At 34.7% G+C, this 21,382-nt stretch carries 17 protein-coding genes; 13 read left to right on the top strand and 4 right to left on the bottom strand.

Annotated features, from left to right (window positions below; genetic code table 11):
- The first annotated feature begins 11 nt into the window (after positions 1 to 11).
- The 4 genes from RV17_RS09935 (at position 12) to RV17_RS09920 (ending at position 2,672) form a co-directional block, all read left to right on the top strand.
- Positions 12 to 317, top strand: coding sequence for an LPXTG cell wall anchor domain-containing protein (locus RV17_RS09935; protein WP_067484005.1), 306 nt, complete (start codon positions 12 to 14; stop codon positions 315 to 317).
- A complete protein-coding gene (locus RV17_RS09930) occupies positions 301 to 867 on the top strand; it encodes a hypothetical protein (protein ID WP_071869129.1) in 567 nt (188 codons plus the stop codon). The genes RV17_RS09935 and RV17_RS09930 overlap by 17 nt, the downstream gene beginning before the upstream one ends.
- A gap of 50 nt (positions 868 to 917) precedes the next feature.
- Complete coding sequence (locus RV17_RS09925) at positions 918 to 1,520, top strand: hypothetical protein (protein WP_071869128.1); 603 nt, start codon at positions 918 to 920, stop codon at positions 1,518 to 1,520.
- A gap of 93 nt (positions 1,521 to 1,613) precedes the next feature.
- Positions 1,614 to 2,672 (top strand): WxLIP family cell surface protein, encoded by a 1,059-nt coding sequence (locus RV17_RS09920; RefSeq protein WP_071869127.1) that lies wholly within the window; start codon positions 1,614 to 1,616, stop codon positions 2,670 to 2,672.
- Between the two features lie 183 nt (positions 2,673 to 2,855).
- Here the strand turns inward: RV17_RS09920 and RV17_RS09915 are convergent, their stop codons facing one another.
- The 3 genes from RV17_RS09915 to RV17_RS09905 form a co-directional block, all read right to left on the bottom strand.
- A complete protein-coding gene (locus RV17_RS09915; RefSeq protein WP_071869126.1) occupies positions 2,856 to 4,223 on the bottom strand; it encodes an NAD(P)/FAD-dependent oxidoreductase in 1,368 nt (455 codons plus the stop codon).
- Positions 4,224 to 5,723 (bottom strand): AcpB/EbpR/MafR family transcriptional regulator, encoded by a 1,500-nt coding sequence (locus RV17_RS09910; protein ID WP_071869125.1) that lies wholly within the window; start codon positions 5,721 to 5,723, stop codon positions 4,224 to 4,226.
- A 714-nt stretch (positions 5,724 to 6,437) separates the two neighbouring features.
- Positions 6,438 to 8,780, bottom strand: coding sequence for a glycoside hydrolase family 18 protein (locus RV17_RS09905; protein WP_071869124.1), 2,343 nt, complete (start codon positions 8,778 to 8,780; stop codon positions 6,438 to 6,440).
- A gap of 486 nt (positions 8,781 to 9,266) precedes the next feature.
- Between RV17_RS09905 and alsS the strand changes: the two genes are divergently transcribed.
- Positions 9,267 to 10,931 (top strand): acetolactate synthase AlsS, encoded by a 1,665-nt coding sequence (gene alsS / locus RV17_RS09900; RefSeq protein ID WP_071869123.1) that lies wholly within the window; start codon positions 9,267 to 9,269, stop codon positions 10,929 to 10,931.
- A gap of 19 nt (positions 10,932 to 10,950) precedes the next feature.
- Positions 10,951 to 11,661, top strand: coding sequence for an acetolactate decarboxylase (gene budA / locus RV17_RS09895; RefSeq protein WP_071869122.1), 711 nt, complete (start codon positions 10,951 to 10,953; stop codon positions 11,659 to 11,661).
- A 119-nt stretch (positions 11,662 to 11,780) separates the two neighbouring features.
- On the opposite strand, the gene RV17_RS09890 is transcribed toward budA, so the two are convergent.
- Positions 11,781 to 13,157, bottom strand: a complete 1,377-nt coding sequence (locus RV17_RS09890; RefSeq protein ID WP_071869121.1) for a M23 family metallopeptidase — start codon at positions 13,155 to 13,157, stop codon at positions 11,781 to 11,783.
- A gap of 239 nt (positions 13,158 to 13,396) precedes the next feature.
- Between RV17_RS09890 and RV17_RS09885 the strand changes: the two genes are divergently transcribed.
- The 7 genes from RV17_RS09885 to RV17_RS09855 all read left to right on the top strand — a co-directional run bounded on the left by RV17_RS09885 (position 13,397) and on the right by RV17_RS09855 (position 21,205).
- Entirely contained in the window at positions 13,397 to 14,059 is a 663-nt protein-coding gene (locus RV17_RS09885; RefSeq protein WP_067484025.1) for a winged helix-turn-helix transcriptional regulator, read from the top strand.
- A 66-nt stretch (positions 14,060 to 14,125) separates the two neighbouring features.
- Positions 14,126 to 14,620, top strand: a complete 495-nt coding sequence (locus tag RV17_RS09880) for a GAF domain-containing protein (protein ID WP_067484027.1) — start codon at positions 14,126 to 14,128, stop codon at positions 14,618 to 14,620.
- Positions 14,621 to 14,793: 173 nt separating this feature from the next.
- The gene (locus tag RV17_RS09875) at positions 14,794 to 15,030 is read left to right on the top strand and encodes a hypothetical protein (RefSeq protein ID WP_067484028.1); all 237 of its coding nucleotides are present in this window, start codon (positions 14,794 to 14,796) and stop codon (positions 15,028 to 15,030) included.
- A gap of 153 nt (positions 15,031 to 15,183) precedes the next feature.
- Entirely contained in the window at positions 15,184 to 15,621 is a 438-nt protein-coding gene (locus RV17_RS09870; protein ID WP_071869120.1) for a GNAT family N-acetyltransferase, read from the top strand.
- Positions 15,622 to 15,903: 282 nt separating this feature from the next.
- A complete protein-coding gene (locus RV17_RS09865) occupies positions 15,904 to 16,482 on the top strand; it encodes a recombinase family protein (protein WP_071869119.1) in 579 nt (192 codons plus the stop codon).
- Between the two features lie 191 nt (positions 16,483 to 16,673).
- Positions 16,674 to 18,581, top strand: coding sequence for a site-specific DNA-methyltransferase (locus tag RV17_RS09860; protein ID WP_067484030.1), 1,908 nt, complete (start codon positions 16,674 to 16,676; stop codon positions 18,579 to 18,581).
- Positions 18,582 to 18,583: 2 nt separating this feature from the next.
- Positions 18,584 to 21,205 (top strand): DEAD/DEAH box helicase family protein, encoded by a 2,622-nt coding sequence (locus RV17_RS09855; RefSeq protein WP_067484031.1) that lies wholly within the window; start codon positions 18,584 to 18,586, stop codon positions 21,203 to 21,205.
- The last annotated feature ends 177 nt before the right edge of the window (positions 21,206 to 21,382 follow it).

Raw genomic sequence — 21,382 nt, 5'->3', positions numbered from 1 at the left:
GGGGCGAAGGAATGAAAAAAAGAATCATTCAGAGCTTGATGATCGTATTTGGACTTTTTCTATTTAGCAGTCTGGATACTTTTGCCAGTGAGCAACCTAACTTTGATATGGATGAACAGCAAGTCACTTTTCGGATCGTCAATGAAAAAAATGAACAACCTGGAGTAATAGATGGAAATAAGAATCATTCATTACTGCCTAAGACCAACGAAACTAGCGTATTTATTCTTTCGTTTATTGGCACATTATTCATCGGAGTGGTGTTCTTGATTTTCTGGTTGAGAAGGAGGCGAGACGAAGATGAAGAAACGAATTGAGTTTATTTTCATCGGATTACTACTTTGTCTTTTGCTCCCAACTCCAGCTTTTGCTCAAGAAATTTTAGGAGAAGAAGATCAGACACCGATGAATGTCACGATTGTGGAAAGCCCAATCAAGTTAGAAAAAGTGACTGCGCCAACTTTTGGAACCTATCAAAAGTCCGCTCACGAACAAGAGATTCAAGCAACTAGTGACCTATTGATTGCTGTCAGGGACCAACGGGAAAATAAAAAAAGCCCTTGGCAATTGACCTATCAGCTTTCAACATTTACAAACGGTCAAGAATACCAAGTGAAAGTATTACTCGGACGAGGAAAATTAAGCACGAATCAATCCGGTGAAGTCGTTCAGGCTACACCGCAGAAAATCGCTGCCGATCCAAATGAGGCTGGGACAATCTTAGAAGCTTATTCTTCTCAATCAACTGAGTACTATTATCAAATTGATAAACAAAAGATTCATTTGGAACTGCCAGCGGATTTACCTACTGGGGAGTTTGTTGGCAAACAATTAGTTACTTTGTTAAATACACCGGAAATAGATTAGTTTTTATAACTAATTTTTTATAACAATCAAATTTAAAGGAGATTATTAAAATGAAAAACACAAAAATCGTAAGTATGACATTAAGCGCAATGGTATTAGCAACTTTAGGAGCAACAAGTGTTCAAGCACAAGAAGTAGTCGATCAAAAAGGTGAAACACCTACAGAAGTTGTCATCACTGATAACGACGATCCAACAGATCCTCTTGACCCAACAGATCCAGATCAAAAAATGTTAACTTTGGAAAAAGTACCAGCTGCCTATAACTTCGAATCAAAACTACAAAATGCAACATATAACTTGACTGCTGATTTAACAGATGAAACAATCGAAGTCTTCAATGACCGTATCGATCGTGAATGGTCTGTTAAAGCCAACGTTGCTTCTAATAAATTAACTCGTTCTTCTGATTCAAAAGAATTTACCGTTGATTCATTCCAAATTAATGGAACAGAAGTTGCTGCAACAGGTGCTGAAGGAATCGTAGCGAAAGCTGAAGCTACTAAAACAGCTGCAAACAACACTGGTTTGATTGAAACAGCTGTTGACAATGTGTCAATCGGTTTTACTGATGCAGATCGTGTATTAGTTGCAGGTGATACATTAGCTGGAAGCATCCAATACCAACTATACAACACAGCAGACGCAAAATAATTAGTAACAACAAGTAATAAATGAACGAATGACGAGGAGCTGCGCATTTGCGCGGCTTCTTTATTCAATGTTTAAAATAAGGAGAAATCAAGAATGTTCAAACAAATAAAGAAGTCGCGAAAGATAGTAAGTAGTTTCCTTTTGTTGTTGAGTTTGCTTTTGACAGCACCATTGCCAACATTTGCACAAGAAGATGCTGGTGAAGTCGGCTATGATATCCAAGCAGTCATTCCAGAGAACCAAATCGACAAAGAAAAAAGCTTTTTTGATTTACGAATGGAACCAGCACAAGAACAAACGATTCACGTGAAGATCAACAATACTTCCAACGCGGAGTCAACGTATAAAATCAACATCAATCAAGCATACACAAATAGCCAAGGATTTATTGATTACAATGAGAAAAAAGAATCAGAGAAAAATGATTATCCTTACGCAATTGATTCGATTGCCAAAGTAGCAGATACAGTAACTGTTCCTAAAAAGAGTAGCAAAGAAGTACCGATTACTTTGACAATGCCAAAAGACCAATTTGATGGTCAAATTTTAGCAGCAATTCAAGTAGTGAAAGAAACAGCTAAAGACCAAAAAGGGATTGTCAATAGTTATGGTTATATTTTAGGTTTAAAATTAACGGAAACAGATACAGAAGTACCACGAAAGTTAACGTTAAAAAAAGTGGAACCTGCTATTTCATTTGGAAAAACGAGTGTAGTAGCTATTTTAGACAATCCAACTATGGATGCTTATGGTCACTTAAAATATGAAGCAACTGTAAAAAATCGTAAAACGAACAAAGAAGTGCGTCATGTTACTTATGACAATGATATGCAATTAGCACCAAACTCAACCTATCGTTTTGCAATTGATTGGGAAAAAGAACCGTTAACAGCTGGTGAATACAGCTTGCATCTGCGTGTAACAGATGCGAAAGACAATGAATGGATTTTTGATGAAAACTTCACAATTTCAGCTAAACAAGCGAAAGAAATCAACGAAGCAACGATTGATGCCGGTAAGAAAGCAACTATTCCAATGTGGATCTATCTAGTCTTTGGAATTCTCCTTGGAGTAATCCTGCTAGGAATCTTCTGGATTATTCTTCTTAAGAGAAGGAAAAAAGAGGAAGAATCGGAAACAGAAACGAAATAAGATTCTATACAAAAAACTGCAAACGAAGTTGGACAGTCAGATGTCTGAACTTTGTTGGCAGTTTTTTAGTATTTTATTTTTTATTAGAAGGTTTAATATTCATTTAATTACGTATTATTTGGAGGTTTTACCTTGTCAAAAAAGCAGCAACCCCAAACAAAATGATTAGGGTTACTGCTTTTTTTACTTGAGTAAAGATTCTAAACCAAGGTCAGCCAAAAAATTAGTTGAAGGCGAAAGCTTTGGATTGTAATAAAGTTCAGAAAACACAAGGTCGTCCACCTTGGTTTGATCGACAATCATTTGCGTCAAAACATTGAGTAGGTCCAACATATCTTTTTGGTTACTTATCAGTTGAGCGCCGAATAACTGTTTCGTTTTCGTATCGTACAGCACTTTGAAGGTTACAAAGAAATCTTTGACTGGATGATAGTTCGAAAAGTGCGTATAAGTTTTGGTAATCGACGAAGTTTCTAATCCATAAAAATCAGCCTCGTCTTGAGTGATTCCAGAACTACCCAGAAAGACGCCGAAAATTTCTGTTCCAATCGATCGCTGTGAGGTTGGAATTGGCTTAGGATCTGCTAAAGTAATATGACTAGCAGCTACAAGTGCTGTTTTTCGCGCATTACCAATCAGTGGGAGATAGGCTGGTTCACCATGGAAGCCAAAAGGCAGTTTGATTAAATCACCAATGGCATAGACATCCGGATCAGAAGTTTGCATAAAGTCATTCACTAAAATGGTTTGATCGAAATCAAGATCCACCAGACCCTCAACTAAGGCAACTTCTGGTTTGGGATTAACGGCAAAGACACAAGCATCAACCAGCTTGGTTTGTCCTGAGAAGAATTGAACTTCTAATTGCTCACGTTCATCAATCTTGACAGTTTGACATTGATTAAAACTTTCTGATAATCGTAAATCGATGGATTCAGGAATGTGTTGTAGCAAAATATCAGTGATTTCTTCATCAAAATAACGAAATACTGGGCGATTCATTTGCTCGATGATTGTAATTTTTTTAGTCGATTTTGTAGCTAGACTGCTAGCTAGTTCCAGGCCAATTAAGCCAGCACCAACGATTGCTATTTGATTGCTGTCGTTGATTTTTTGATAAGCTTCAATGGTTTTTGCGCGACTTTTGTAGGTGATGATGCTTGAATGGACCGCCTCTGATTCTGGAATCAATGGCGCAAAGCGATCGGAACCCATGGCTAAAATCAGTTTGTCAAATGTTTCTGTAGTAATTTGCTTAGTTGCATTATCTTGATAAAAAACTTCTTTCTTTTTCAAATCAATGTTTTTAACGGTCGTTTCAAGTAATAACTGGATTCCTAAGTGTTCAAGGGTCTCTTGGTCACCAACTTCCCCTTTTTCCATTTCGTCGGCTGAAAACAACCCTTTAAAAATTAAATTGATACTGCTTGGTATAAAGCCAAGTACGTTTGATTTTTCGATTAGGCATACTGTAGTTGTTGGGTCTAATTTTTTTAAAAATTTACTAGCGGCAATCCCAGCGTGTGAGCCGCCGATAACGATGACCTTCAATTATATTCCTTCTTTCTTTGAATAGTCTTTTAATAAACGAGTTAAAGCTTGGATATCCGCTTGGGTTTTAAAATCATTGATGATATATAAATCTTTAAATGAAAATTGTTGTATTCCAAAAGCGGAGTCTGAAATCAATAAGTCGTAGTCTTTCTTAACTTCAGCTTCTTCACAATGGATGTAAAATTTTGTATCGAACTCGTTCTTGATACTTTCCATCATGATATTTGTTTGTAAGTTGTCTCGACTACAAAAGACACCGATTTGAATCGTCAACTTAGAAAAGCGTCGCATTTGATTGATAAAATAAAGGTGAATTCGGGTAACTAATTGCTTTGTCGTTTCCAACAGAGAAAAACCGAGAGTGTCTTCGGTTTCTTGAATAATTTGCTGAACCAGTTCAAAATTTGGCGTAAAAATTGATTGATTAACTAATCGATCAAATAGCATTTGTTCTTCAAAAAAGGTGATATTTCCTTTGAAATAAACAATCGTACTGTGTAACTGGGTTAAGAAATACTTCCACTCTTGGATAAATCGTGAATCAATTTCAGCCGAGTCAATTTGATAAGCTGTTTTTACGTGCTGAACAACCATTTTGTTCAACTCGATAACTTTTGTATTAAATGTTGGCCAGTCATCAGATTGAAGCAAGAAACGATTACTGCGTTCTATAACGAATAGAGAAGAAATAAACAAGTAGAGATAAGTCGCTTTGTACTCAAACTGAAACTCAGCGGACGGACTAACAGATAAAAAATAAGATTCACGAACTAATTGGTAGACAGGATCATCAAGATAATCATCACTCAGCATGGTCATTGACTCAACTGAAGGAGGATTATTTAATTTTTTTGTTCGTTTCTTTAAGATTCGAATCCAAAGATATAATTTCAGCCGAGTTGTGCTACCAAATGGCTGTTTTAATTTTTTCTCTAAAAAAGAGACAAACAACAGACTATTATGGTCGTTTTCTTTTCCTTGTATCTCTTCTAAAGGGACAGAGTTCCAAAACAACTGAAAGAAAAAGTAGCAAATTTGTAATTCATCGCCAGTTATTCTCCCTCGACGAATTTTAAGATTAAACTCGTCCAACAACTGATTTAGTCCCGTGATGTGACGGTAAACAGCGGCCTCGCTAATCAAAAACTTTTGAGATAGCGCATAGATAGAATAGGACGAATGATAATAGAGATGCCTTAGAATCTGATACTTGATTGATTCTTGCAAGTAATAATAGTAAAGTTTATCCAAGCTTGTTTGATTGCTTTTTTTTAAAGTGACTTGATTTTGTTCGTGATCGACTTCAAGACTTAAATCAAGTTCTAAGTCGTTCAGGATAAAAGTCAACTCTTCAACATTGTTATTAAAAAGAAAAGAAGTAATGGTTAAATCAATCAGTAACTTAGGAATATCTGCCGTTAAATTTTTATCTAACAAATAATGAATGATTGAAATTTGGATTTTGCCATTTTTTTCTAGCAAATTAAATAGTTCCATTGTCTGTTTCACCACTCTTCTATGCGTTCTACATTACTGCTTAATTGTAATTGTTTCCGTGAAAATAGACAAGCTTTGGGTGACGAAATGACTAAGTTAATAGTAGCTGTTTCCAAGGTGTTTTTTTGTCAACAATTTAAAAAATAAATTAAATAAATGATAAAAACAATTCAGTAAAACAGCTATACTAAAGTAGTAAAAGATGGAGGTTAACATCGTTCATCTTTTTCATTAAGCTAATACGTTGAGTAAAGATAAGACATAATTTTGTTCATATCCAGCACCTTTAGTGTTTCATAGTTATTGAATAGGATGAAGTGCAGAGAGCAGTTGTAAAAAAGTAGTACTGAATAATCTAGTAATTACAAACATAGCTGAAGTTACACGTTGAAAAAAAGAATTCTTTGATGACTTCCCCGTTACTCTGAAAGAGTGGTAGATCTATCTTTAGTAGATAAAAAAGTGCTTAATAACCCTATACATATGAAAAGTAAAAGAATTCAATTCAATTGATTTCTAGCTGGTGAAAAAGTAGTTCCATCCTTTTCATTGAATAAAAAAATGGAGAGAATAAAATGTGGGTGTGTGGTCTTATCGGTATAGCTTCACAAATCTATTTGATTACTTGTGTAGTGATTGACAAATACAGGTCCAAATAGATTAACAAAAAAGAGCGCACAGTTTTTCACTGTACGCTCTTTTTGACGTTAATTATTATTTAACTTTTAAAGTTAATAGAGATTTCAAATTGCTAGAATTTTCACCAGGTACGCCACTACTTAATCGTACTTCGAGAAGATCCCCAACTTTTGATTTTTGGCTAATTTTGATTTGAATCGTATCAGCTGTACGATTTGTTATTTGGCTACTGTATGCTTTGTTCTCAAAAACCTCAGCTACATAACTGTAATTTTGACAAACGACGAAACGATTACTTCCTTCAAATGCTGATTTGTCAAAATCAACATAAATGTTTTCCCCGTCGTAACTGATTTTCTTAACAGCATCATTCATTTTTTCGATGCCTAAATCAACATCTTTATCTAAAACAAGTGTTTCCAGTAATTTTCTACCACTCGTACTTTCACTTGGTTTACCAGGTGCACTATAGACTTCGATTTTTTGACCTTTCCAACCAGCGAAGACTTTGGCAACACCAGTTTTCTCGCCATAGTTTGTTGAATTGCTGTAATAACTTTTTCCTTTATAAGTTTCAAATGAATATTTACCATCCAAGTAAACAACGAAACGTTCTTCACTATTAAATTGTTCAGTCGTTAGATTTAAGTTGATATATGTTTTTCGTGTCCGTTCATTGACACCAACAGCAAGTAATTTATTTTCTTCAACAGGAGGATCAGTCGGATCAGTTGGTTCAGAAGTTAATACATTGTCCACGATAGAACCTAATTCCGCATCTGTTGTATCATAACCAAGTTCCCAAACGATTGCGCCACCGTATTCGTTTTCAATTGTCCAGTTCACTTTTTCTTCAATAGATTGAACATTATCATAAGAATAAAATTCTTTTGTGTCCGCATTGTAAATGTAAGGAGCTTTTGCTTGATCATCCCATTTAGCAACTAAGTTGTCATTCGGATCTTCGTTCGCTTGAGCTTCGAGGTCTTTGATTTGCCACCAAGGTTTTAGGCCAGCTGGTTGGTAAGGATCATCCCAAGTGCCACCGACTGGAGCACCACTACTTGCAGCACCTAATTCACCAGATTCCACATTTGCAAATCCACGTGAGTAGTAACTCATACCCACCATTAATTTGTTTTTAGGAATGTTATATGTTTCGCTGTATTCTTTCATTGCGGAAGAAACGTTGAATTTTTGGTCTTTATCTGTTTCAGTTGCATACAATCCAGAGTGATGCCCAGTTTGTGTATCAAATCCACCACGGAAATCATAAGTCATGACATTGAAGTTATCAACGTACTCATTGACTGTTTCAGGAGCGATAAATTCCATTTTTTCGTGTGAAGCTGTTACAGCAATACTTAATTGATAATATGTATCATTTTCTTTTCCTGCCACTGTTAATTTTTCACGTAGTTGTTTCATCAAGGCAATAAATTTTGTCTGGCGATCGGTGTTGTCCGGGTATTCCCAATCGATGTCAATACCATCAAAGTTATGATCTAACATAAATTTAACTGCTTCATCTGTGAAAGCATCCATTTTTTCAGGTGTTTTTGTCACAATATCAAAAGCCATATCGTTAACTGAATTGTTCCAACCACCGATTGAAACCATTGCTGCTACGTCATTTTCATCCGCCATGTCAGTGATTTGGCCGATATAGTTTTTCCCACCACCTGATACAGTATCATCAAAATCTGCCCAAGCATCGTTTGAAGTTAATTTTCCTGTCTTAGGATCAATAATCATGAAGCCATAGTTTACGTGCGTGATTTTATCGAAAGGTACGTCAACTGGATCATATCCTTTTCCATCAAGAACGCCTTGGCTATAGTTATAGTCAGCGTTATTTGGTTCATAATCTGTTTTGTAACCTTGCCAGTTAGCGAAGTAACCAATAACTTTTTTCTGATTTTGAACAGTTTCAGCTTGAACCTTTTGATAGTCATCAGCGGCTGCACCTGTAAATTTGTTGAAATTAAATGTTGCAATTCCAGCTGGAACATCTTTTACTTTTGTCCACATTGGTGCAGATCCTGGAGCTTGATTAGCTTCTGCCCAATAAGAGTTAGTCCACAGTGCATTTTTATAAATGACCATTGAACCACCAGCATAAGCTTTTGCTGTCCAAGTTTGTGCTGAAGCGATTTGTTCGTCATAATTAGCAATGATAACTTTTTGAGTTCCTTTAAAAATTTGGTTTTCTTTTCCACGTGTCCAAGAAGTGCCGTTGTCATTTGACCACATGTGTGCGTCTGTTAGGCCGTTGATGATATTTGCTGTGTCATCCATCACTAAACCAGAATTATTCCCTTGTGTTTCAGTTGCAAATGCTTGAAGTGGTGCAGAAGATAATAGTGTAAATCCTGCCATCGAAGCTGCTAGCAACGTTTTCCATTTTGTTGTCTTCATTTTTTTCTCCCCTTGATAAAATATTTTTTTGTAGCGGTCGAGGTGATTCCCCAGCAACCACATCTAAAGTTAAAGCCTATGATGTTCAAAGTAAATTTCTAAAATTACCGCGTGATAGGAAGAGAACGTTGTTATTTAATATAAAAGCAGTCTTGAAAGCAAATTGAGCTTTTTTTAGGGGGGAAATATTTTTTTTACGTGAATGTTTTTTAGCCAAAAATAATTAAAAGAAAAAAGAAACGGGGGCTTGTAAAAAGCTGGTAAAGAAAATCTGCCACTTTATCAGCCTTTTTCTTCGAGATAGTAGATGAATATACATTGAGTGAGCTGTTACTATTTTTTTGAAATTTATTTAGCTTATTACTAAACAAATCTTGCAAGGCATGCTATACTATTTTTTGTAACAGATATATAAACTGTATTACTTTATGTTGCTTGTTTATTATCTGAGTAGAAAGAAAATAAGCTGTTAAAGGAAGTTGTATGATGGAAAAAGAAATGAAACAAGGTTCTAGCGCTGTAGTAGAAAGCTTGATTAATCATCACGTAGATTATATCTTTGGTATTCCTGGAGCAAAAATCGATGGGGTATTCAATGAATTAGAAGACCAAGGCCCAGAGTTAATCGTGACACGTCATGAACAAAATGCGGCATTTATGGCACAAGCAATTGGCCGAATTACTGGTGAACCTGGAGTGGTTATTGCAACAAGTGGTCCTGGTGCAAGTAATCTAGCAACTGGATTAGTAACAGCAACTGCTGAAGGTGATCCAGTTTTAGCAATTGGTGGACAAGTAAAGCGAAGTGACTTATTAAAACTGACGCATCAAAGTATGGACAATGCAGCATTATTTAAACCAATTACGAAGTACAGTGCTGAAATCCAAGATCCAGAAACGATTTCAGAAGTGATTGCCAATGCATATCGTATGGCAAAAAGTTCAAAGAAAGGTGCAAGCTTTATCAGTATCCCACAGGACGTCGTTGATGCGCCGGTGAAAAGTGATGTAATCCAACCCTTAAATGACCCACAACTAGGATCTGCGTCTGCAAATGATATCAACTACTTGGCTGACCGTATTCGCGAAGCCAAGCTTCCTGTTTTATTGGTAGGAATGCGCGGATCAAGTGAAAAAGAAACTACAGCTATTCGCAAATTAGTAGAAAAGACTTCGTTACCAGTTGTTGAAACATTCCAAGCTGCTGGGGTCATCTCACGTCAGTTAGAATCACATTTCTTTGGAAGAGTGGGGTTATTTAGAAATCAACCTGGTGATATGTTATTAAAACGAAGTGATTTAGTAATCGCCATTGGTTACGATCCGATTGAATATGAAGCACATAACTGGAATGCAGAAAAAGATGCAAGAATCATCGTCATCGATGAAACACCAGCTGAAATCGACTCATTTATGCAACCAGAAAGAGAATTGATTGGTGACATTGCAGCAACACTTGATCTACTTAGTGATTCTTTAGAAGCACAACAAGTATCAGTGGATGCTAACGAATATCTTGACTCGTTACAAGAAAAATTAACCGCTCGTGATGTTGTAGAACAGACAGAAGATGAAGGAATTTTACATCCATTAGAAGTCATCAATACACTACAATCAGCAGTTACGGATGATATGACAGTGACTGTTGATGTAGGTAGTCACTATATCTGGATGGCACGCCACTTTAGAAGCTATGAACCACGTCACTTACTATTTAGTAATGGAATGCAAACATTAGGTGTGGCTTTACCATGGGCGATTTCTGCGGCGTTAGTTCGTCCAAATACACAAATTGTTTCAGTTTCTGGTGATGGTGGCTTCCTGTTTTCTGCACAAGACTTAGAAACAGCTGTACGCAAAAAGTTAAATATCGTTCACTTGATTTGGAATGACGGTCACTATAACATGGTTGAATTCCAAGAAAAAATGAAATATCAACGATCATCAGGTGTTGACTTTGGTCCAGTTGACTTTGTCAAATATGCAGAAGCTTTTGGCGCAAAAGGAATTCGTGCAACAAATGTTCGTGAACTAGAACAAGCCTTAACTGACGGATTTGCTACTGAAGGACCTGTAATCATTGATATTCCAATTGATTATCGTGATAATGAAAAACTCGGAGAAACGATTTTACCAGATCAATTCTATTAAGAAAAAGGACGTGTATAAGATGACAGAGTCAAGTTTATATCAACACGGAACGTTAGGTGCCTTGATGGCTGGGTTGATGGATGGAACAGAAAAGATGGCTGAGATCTTGAAACATGGTACGTTAGGACTAGGAACACTTCATGGGTTAGACGGGGAAGTCATCGTTGTTGATGGGATTGCTTATCAAGGTCGATCAGATGGTTCGGTTGTACGTTTGAATGGTGAGGAAAAAACACCTTATGCAGCTGTAACAGATTTTACAGCGGATAAAAGTGTTGAAATCACAACGCCTCATACAGGAGATGTGTTAAAAGAAACAATTTTGGCAGAAGAAGCAGGAAAAAATTTATTTATTGCAGTGAAAATTACTGGATTATTTAAAAATGTGCATATCCGTATCATGCCAAAGCAAGAAAAACCTTACAAACGGCTTGTCGAAGTTTCGCAAAATCAACCAGAATTTCGCCAAGGAGAAGTTGAAGGGACATTAGTTGGCTTCTTTACTCCTGAACTATTTCAAGGCGTAGCAGCTGCTGGCTTTCACTTACATTTTATTGACAAAAGTAAGACATTCGGCGGACATGTGATTGATTTTGAATTGGCAAATGGCATCGTGGAAAGTAGTCGGATTGAATCACTCGTTCAACATTTTCCAGTCAATGATTCAACATTTGTTGACACAGAAATTGATTATGCTAACTTGGCAGAAGAAATTCAAACAGCAGAATAACCAGTTTTCATTTCCAACATACAAAAAAAGCGTGAGACACAAGTTATCATTTTTCAAAAAATAGCGTAATAGCTAATTCTTTTGAAAAATGCGAACGTCGTCTCGCGCTTTTTCTAAATTTAAATACCTAATAGTGGAGCCGGATCAACAAAATTAGACCATAAACTTGTTGAGATACCGAAGTGAAGGTGAACACCAGTTGAATTTCCTGTTGTTCCCATACCGCCTAAAAGTGTTCCGGCATTAACGGAGGCACCAACAGTTGTAGAGAAGCTGCTTAAATGCATATAGTAAGAATAATAGCCATCGGCATGTTGGATAATCACGTGATTTCCCGCAGACCAGTGATAGCCAGCTTCAACGACTTTTCCAGCTTTTGCTGCAAAAACAGGTGTTCCAGAAGCTCCAGCTAAATCAATTCCGTCATGAGATGTACCAGATGCACCTGTTGGATCAACACGATTACCAAAAGGACTTGTAATCACAAGTGAACTTAATGGCGCACTCCATCCATAAGTATTTTCTTCTGGTTTTGTTACGTTGTCTGCTTCAGGCACTTCAGGAACAGAACTGACGGGTGAGCTGTGTTCTGTGTTGGTTTCTGTTTTCATTTCGTTTGAAGAATCAGACTTTTGCTCTTGTTCTTTTTGGACCGCTAGTGCTTGGGCTTGCTCTTCATTAGCAATGCGCTCCTTTTCAGCAGCTGCAGCTAGTTCTTTTTGTTTTTGCTCTTGGAATTTTCGCGCGTCTTCTTCTGCTTTTTTGCGAGCAGCTTCTTCAGCAGCACGTTGTTTTGCCAAAGCTTTTAATTGCTCTTGACGCTTTTTCTCTGCTTCAACTTTTTGTTTTTCAAATTTTTCTTTTTGTTTTTTCTCAGTAGCTAAACTAGCAGAGAGTTCATTGATTTTAACTTCTTGATCTAATTTTGCCTTTGTTAACTCTTCTTGTTTGGCTTGCAATTCATTGGTTGTTTCAGTCAAAGAGTGTAATTTTTCTTCTGATTTCTTTTGAAGCGTTTCTAATTCAGCTTGATCTTTTTGTTGTTCAGACATGATTTCTTTGTTTGCACTGATTAATTTTGTTACATCATAAGCTTTTGTGATTGCTTCATTAATCGAATCAGATTCGGCCATCACTGACAAAATGTCGCTGGCATTTTGATTCGTTTGAACATTCCGCGCTTGTTTTTGAATTTGTTCTTCACGTTTAGCGATTTTCTCTTTCAAATCAGCAATTTTTTGAATCAAGTCAGTTAACGTTTGTTCTTCAGTATTTTTTTGTTGAAGAATCTTATAACTTTCTTTTTCAATTTGGCTGACATTTTCTTTAATGATTGCCAATTCTTGTTCAGAAGCTGTTTGATTTTTTTGTAGTTGTTCAATTTTTTGATCTTGTTCATTGATTTTGTCGTCTAAAGTGTCTGCTTGCGCGGCAATTGGCGCACAAAGTAAACTTAGCGCGAATGAAAATGTGACCATTTTTTTTAGCTTAATCATAGTTTCCCCACTAACATCTTTTTTATCAATTTCAATTTTTACATTTTGTATTGTAAGGCAGAGTTGTGTGGAAGTTGTGAAGATTCATCCGTTGAGCGAAAAAAAGAAAAACTTAATATAACTGAAACAATTACAAAATAATTGATACAAACTCAATCGAATTGATAAGTGATCGTGAGTGAAAGAGAGGTATGATTGAGTAAACTGCGAAAAATAGTGAAGAGAAAGGAGCGAATTAGATGCATATAAAAGTATTTACCAAAAATAAAAAAACAGTATTTCCTATAATGAAACGATTGCAAAAAGAGCAGTTAGAGCTAAAGGTGAGTTATCAATCTGCTCTGGCAAAGCTACATAATGAACCAGCAGATATTTTACTTATTACGGATGATCGCTTGACAGAGCTTTCGGAAACAGTTACGAATCGTTTTCCATTAGTTGTCGCTTGTACTCAGCCACTTTCAGAGAAAGAAAAAATTGTCTTATTCCAAAAAGGTGTGAACATTTTGTGGTCTTGGCCTGTTAGTTTTGAATTAATGAAGGCAAAAGTAGAATCTCTACGTTCAGCATTGCTGAAGCAAAAACAATTAAAAAATAATACGCAGCCTGTTTACCAGAAATTTCAAGTGTTGGAAGAAAAGCAAGTGATCTTGTTACATGAAAAAGAACTTTCTTTAACCAAATCAGAATATCGTTTGTTTGGCTTGTTACTGAATCATCCATTACGAATCTTTTCTCGTGAAGAGTTGTTGATTTTGCTAGGAAACGAAGAAGGTTCGGGAAGAGTGATCGACACACACATCAAGAATATTCGTAAGAAAATTGAAGAAGTTGCAGGAAGTGTCAACTATATCCAAACGGTTCATGGTCGTGGATATCGCTTTACCAATGCTACTCATTAAAATTACAGCTGGTGTTGGAGGGATAAGTGAGCTATAATTTCTGAATAAAAGGAGTGTGTTGTTACGATGTGGTCAGAAAAACAAAAAAGAGATGCGTATGAGCTTTTACTGTTACAACAAAAAGGATTACTTGAAGCTGAAAGTAATTGGTTAGCTAATCTTGCGAATTCTTCGGCACTCTTAGCAGATGCGTTACCAGAAACTGTCTTTGCTGGATACTATCTATTTGATGGAGAAGAACTAATTCTTGGGCCGTTTCAAGGAAGAGTTTCTTGTACAAGAATCAAACTAGGTAAGGGCGTTTGTGGGGAGTCAGCAGCAAAAAGAAAAACATTAATTGTCACAGATGTAAAAAAACATGAAAATTATATTTCTTGTGATTCAGCTGCACGTTCAGAAATCGTTGTTCCTTTAGTTAAAGACGGAAAATTAGTAGGTGTTTTGGATATTGATTGCGGAAAAGTCGCGGGTTATGATGAAATCGACAAACAATTTTTAGAACAATACGTGGCATTATTGGAACAAACATTGCCGGCTAAAACAGTTCTACTTGCTAATTAAGTTTAAATTAAGTAAAAAAACAGTTCGACTGATTAAAATGGTTGCTAAAATTCAGCAATTAATTTAATCAGTTTTTTTATTATAAAAATACTTAAGTTATCATTTTTCTTCATTTGGTTTTAATGTTAATATAATTTCAATGGAATTATAAAATAATTAGAAGGTGATTAACTATGAAGAAAGAAGAAATCATTTTGGGACAAATTTATGAATGTCATGCGATTGGATTGAAAAAGAAAGTGACCGGCGAAATTATTAAAAAATTAGAGAACTCAGTGATTCTTTGTGTAGAAGAATATGATCGTATCGATCATGCAGAAGTTCAAGATAAAGCTGGAAAAGTAATGGCTAAGTATTCTGAAATTTGTAGTCAAGAAGTATCAGAATATGGTCTAATTGAAATTGCCTAATCCAGTAAGCAAAACCATTAAGCACTTGGCGGAGGTGTTTAATGGTTTTTTTTTTGAAAAAATGATTGAGATGTTTATTTGCTCTTTAAAAGTTACTGAAGAATGGCTATACTGGAAACTAGTTTTAATGATTATTTGAAAGGAATGAAGAAAATGGATATCCAAAAAATTGAGTACGACTCAGAAAAATATCAACAAACGTTAAACTTGCGAAATAAAGTCATGCGCGTTCCGTTGGGGTTAACGATTGAAGAAGAGGATTTTTCACACGAGGCGGAGCAATATATTCTTGGAGCATTTGATGATGAGTTCCTTTTAGGTGTTGGTGTGCTTAGTCAGAAGTTAGATGAATCAAAAATGAAAGTTGAGTATCTATGTGTTGATTCGCAAAGGCAAAGTGCAGGTGTGGGAAAACAATTACTCAGTCATCTTGAACTTTATGCGAAAAAAGAGCATGCGAAAACAATCGAATTAGAAGCGCGCGTAAGTGCCCAGTCATTTTACGAAAAAATGGGTTACGTTGCGTATGGGGATACGTATTTGATGGCGATTGCGCCGGTTGAGCATATTCGAATGGAAAAATTTTTATAGATTAATTGAATAAAAAGGAAAAGCGTGAGGAGAGATGTTCCTTGCGTTTTTTTGTTGAAATCTAAAATTATAGTTTATTGTTAAAAAATATTCCATTTTTTGAAGCACGACTTATCTGTCATTCAGTCTTTTCAATAATGAATCGAGTTCAAAAACATGTATGATAGTTTTGGGTTATTGATAGTCTATTTACTGACTAAGTATTTGGAAAAATCTTAGCCTTATTATTTTTTCAATAATTATCACTAGAACTATTTCAACTATATGAAAGGAAAAAATTAGATGACAAATAAGACAATCGGCTATATTCGCACCAGTAAAAATTCCCAAAATTTAGGAGTTGAAGTCCAAAAAGATGCACTTATGCGTTACAAAATTGATGCACTTTATATTGAACAGGTAAGCGGAAGAAAAGAAAATAGAAAAGAATTAATCAATGCGCTAAAGATTTTAAATCAGGGAGATACGCTAGTTATTTATAAAATTGATCGTCTAGGTCGTTCAACAAAACAATTAGTCAATATCATCAGTGAATTGGAAGAAAAACAAATTAATTTGATTAGTATCAAAGAAAGTATAGATACCTCAACTAGTATGGGCAAAGTTATTTTTACAATCCTTTCTGCAATAGCAGAACTAGAAGCAGATTATATTTCAGAACGAACGAAAGATGCGTTAGCAGTTTTGAAAGAAAATGGCGTCAAACTGGGTAATAAAGGATTAAAACCGGAGACAATAGAGGAGATTAAGGATTTATTTATGAACACGAAAATGACACAAAAAGAAATAGCAAAAAAGTGTAATGTTTGTTTAAAGACAATTTATAATGTAAAAACCAAATATAACTTGATAAGAAAATGATCTCGGAGGATAATTGCTAGTGTATAATTATAAAAGGTAACAAACGAACGTTACATACCTGTTGAAATATCAAAAATAAATAAGTACGGACTAGTTGGAATGACTGAATAAATTTATTCAATCATTCCAACTTTTTTGTGTGTCTTTAACGTTCGTTCAATACTTATTATTCAAGGTAAAGGAGATAGGAAATGGATACTCGATTACTGCAACAAGTAAAAGAGATTTTAAAAGAGTTCCCTCAGTATTGGAATAGTGAAGAGCTACAAAGGCCAATTGTTATTGATGATTTGAAAAATTATGACGCATTATTGATTTCAGCACTGCTGAAAAATCAGAAGATCAGAGAAAATTATTCAGTAAAAGCTGGAGATGTAGTTATTTTTAAAGTGCAGGAATTTATTGATATGTTGAGATATAAAGACTATTGGGCGGATAGCTATACTAAATATTCAAATACAATTGGATTGTCCAGTGAAGGGAAATACTTACAATATAATACCGATGTTGTGTTGGATTTTCCTTACAAAGACTGTGTTTTAGAAGGTGGCATGACGAAAGAAGATAATGGAAAAGAAGAAGTTTTCTATAATGAAGTCATTGCGAGAGATGAAATAGATACTCTTTTAGCACCAAAAGCTCTAGTAAATGTTAAAAAATATGATTCTGATAGTGAACATAAAGTTGATTCTTTTAGTAATGAAGATAATTTAATTATCAAAGGAAATAACTTATTAGCTTTGCACTCTTTAAAAGAAAGATATGCAGGAAAAGTGAAGCTAATCTACATTGATCCCCCTTACAATACTGGAAGCGATTCTTTTAGATATAATGATAGGTTTAACCATTCTACATGGTTAACATTTATGAAGAATAGACTTGAAGTAGCTAAAGAATTGCTTGCTGATGATGGTAGTATTTGGATTAATATTGATAATGAAGAATCTGCTTATCTAAAGATTCTTTGTGATTCTATTTTTTTTAGGGGAAATTATGTTACAAGTATCAGTTGGAGGTCAAGCGATAATAGTAACAATGATTCAAAACAATTTTCGACTGACTTTAACACATTATTTGTATATTCTAAAAAGGATAATTGGTTCCCTAATAAAGTAGAAAGAACTATGCAGCAACAAAAACATTATAAGAATCCCAATAATGACCCAAAAGGACCTTGGTTTGATGGCAATCCAATATCTTCTCCGAATGATAGGGATAATTTGAAATACAAAATTTTAACACCTATTGGCACTTATATTGAACCGCCAAAATTTGGATGGAGATGGTCTGAAGAAACTTTAAAAGAGAAAATGACTTCAGGAGAGATAGTCTTTAATAAAGATTATACAAACATCAAAAGAATAACTTATTTGTCCGAACAAGAAGGATTACCTCCTTCTAATTTATGGACTATATTAGAAGAAACAGGGCATAATAGACAAGCAAAGTATGAGCAAAAGAAGCTTTTCCCCAACCTATCTAAGCTGGAATGGTTTTCTACTCCAAAGCCTGAGAAGCTTCTACAAAGAATTATTCATATCTCTTCCCATGAAAACGATCTAGTCTTGGATTTTTTCATGGGTTCAGCAACCACTCAAGCTGTTGCTATGAAAATGAATAGAAAATTTATTGGAATTGAACAAATGGATTATATCAATACTGTTTCCGTTCCAAGACTTCAAAAAGTAATTGAAGGCGAACAGGGTGGGGTTTCTAAAGATGTGGATTGGCAAGGCGGAGGCTCATTTGTTTATGCTGAATTGATGGAATTGAACCAAGTATATATAAATAAAATTGACCAAGCATCTAGTAAAGATGATTTAGCTGACCTATGGAGTGAATTAGATAATAATGCTGATTTGAATTACCAGCTAGACAAAGAAAAGTTAACCAATGAACTACTAAAAGAACATGATGAGGAAGAAGGGTCTATTACTTTTAATGACTTAACTTTTGAAGAACAAAAAGAAATCTTCAAGAAAGCATTAGATAAAAATCAATTATATGTGCCTTATGCTGAAATTGAAGATGCCAATGTAATTATTTCAGAGAAAGATAAAGCCTTTAACCATAGTTTTTATAATGGCGAGGAGGACTAGACATGGTGAAAGAACGGTTATATGAATGGCTAGACAGTCAAATGTCTAACCTGTTCTATACTAGTAATAATCCGCATGAAGTTCCTGAGTATGTTAAAGGTAACCTAAGAGATGAACTTCGCCACTATCAAGAAGAAGCTTTCAGAAGATTTCAATTTATGCAAGATGATGGCTTAGCTTCTGGAATAAGTAATGCAGGTTATCAGCGAAAACAATTGCTTTTTAATATGGCAACTGGTTCAGGGAAAACAATGGTTATGGCAAGCATGATGCTGTATTTATTTAAGGAATTTAATTATCAAAACTTCATTTTTCTGGTGAATACAGATGCGATCATTAAAAAAACTCATGAAAACATGTTAAATAGTAATTCTAGCAAGTATCTTTTTAACCCTAGAGGTATTTTTATTGATGGGGAACGGGTTGTAATTCAAGCAGTTGAAAACTTTCCTGCAGTGAAGGATAAAAACACCATTTATCTGAAATTGACTACCATTCAAAAAATTCATGGGGAATTGAGTAAGCCTAGGGAAAATGGTATATCTCTAGAGAGTTTGGAAGAGGAAGATATTGTCATTTTAGGGGATGAAGCCCATCATTTTAATGCTTCCACAAAGAAAGAAAAAGAAGAGAAACAATCTTGGGAAAATACTATTAATAAAATGCTATATCTGAGAACGAATAATAAACTCTTAGAATTTTCGGCAACCATCAATATGGATGATAAAAATATCTCCCAAAAATACAGTGATAAAATTATTTATAAATATGATTTAGGCGAGTTTATGGATGATGGATACTCAAAAAATGTATTAAGACTGCAATCTTCTGATAATGATGATGAGAAAATGAAAGATGCGATACTTTTAAGCCAATATCGAAAATTGATTGCTAGGGAAAATGGTATTTCTTATTTCAAACCAATTGTCATGTTTAAATCAAGTAAAATCAAAATATCTGAACAGAAACAACAAGATTTTAATGCTATTATAGAGAATTTATCTATAGAAAGTTTATCTAAATATATCAATCAAAGAAAAACAACCGTATCATCGAATTCCACCCTCTACAAAGTCTTTTCTTATTTTTTAGAACAGGATTTAGATAATGTTATTCGAGAAATTCAAGAGGATTTTGAAGCGAGAAATATTCTAAACGCTAATGAAAAAAGTATGTTGAGTGTAGATAATGCAGTATTACTGAATAGTTTGGAAAATATCAATAATCCTATCAGAGTTATTTTTGCTGTTGCTAAATTAAATGAAGGTTGGGATGTTTTAAATCTGTATGATATTGTTAGAATTTCTGAAGGAGCAGGAGTGACTAGAACTGCTACAGATAGTGAAGCACAATTGGTTGGTAGAGGAGCAAGGTATTTTCCTTTTGAATATGAAGGAGAAAAAAGTTTTAAAAGAAGATTCGATAATCAAAATACTGATTTAAGAATATTGGAAACATTACATTACCACACGATTAATGAAAAAGGTTATTTAGCTAACTTTGAGAAATCAATGAATGCAGTAAACTTAATTAGTTCAAGTGATGAGACAGTTCGTATACTTTCTACAAGATTAAAAAACTCCTTCAAAAATACAAGTGTGTATAAACAAGGAAACTTATTTGTGAATGAAAGCAGAGAAACCACTCCTGAAGATTATAATTCTTTAGAAAAGTTTACTATATCTAAAGAATGGGAAACGGAATATATAGGTTCAACTGTTGAAACAGATTACCAAGGGAAAATTAGTGATGATGTTGTTATTCAAAGAGAATTTGAATATTTAACAGTAGATAAGAGATTTTTCAAAAAAGGTCTGCAAAGAAACCCATTTTTCCGTTTTGTGAACCTTAAAAAGTATCTTCCTTTGCTACAGTCGAAAGACGAATTAATTGATAGTGAACAATATTTTAACGATGTTTCTATCAAAGTATCTTTACCCAAAGGACAACATATATCTGATTTATCAGCTATCGAAAAACTTGAAATTATTGATAAGTTTTTAGCTTATTGTGAAGAAAAAATTCGCAAAAATTATCAGAAAGAAATTGGATTAAAAGTTTTCAAACCAGTTTCTATTAAAGATACTTTGAGAGATTATGAAGTGGTAGTTCCGCTCTATGAAACAGGACATGTTACGCAACGAATTGAGCTGCATCCAATGAAGGGAAAAGAGTGGTTTGTTTATACTGATGCTATTATGAACCGTTTAGAATATGCGATGGTAGAGTTGATGGGAAGTTTTATTCATGAATTAGAAGCTAAATATAAACAAGTGTATCTAATTAGAAATGATGAAAAAGCAACTAGATACAAACTAACTGAATTTGGTGGACCGAGGGGGTTCATGCCTGATTTTATTCTTTATCTAGAAAATGAAGAGTTTGTATATCAAGTATTTGTCGAGCCAAAAGGTGAAGACAGAGAAAAAGAGGACGCTTGGAAACAAGAAATGTTATACGAGATAAATGATTCAGATATTGAATTCATCGGAGAAAATGAAAGGATTCGTCTAGTAGGTGTCAAGTTTTATAATAATCATAATAAGAGTAAATTTGTTGATGAATTGTCTAAACAAATCAATACAGGAGTACCTTTAGATGGGAAGATAGATTTATTGATGTGATTGTGTTAGAAAAATTTCTGGTGAATGAAAAAATTCTAAAGAATAAACTATGGATGAATATTCTATACTTTAAATAATTAGGTTGAAAACCCAAAAAGGTTCTTAAGCTTTCGTAATGAAAGTTTAAGAACCTTTTTTTCTCATCAATGGAGACGGCGGGAGTCGAACCCGCGTCCA

Source organism: Enterococcus thailandicus (assembly GCF_001886265.1).
Classification (GTDB): Bacteria; Bacillota; Bacilli; order Lactobacillales; family Enterococcaceae; genus Enterococcus_B; species Enterococcus_B thailandicus.
The sequence above is the reverse complement of the archived record's forward strand: the minus strand, read 5'-3'. Positions and strand labels throughout refer to the sequence as shown.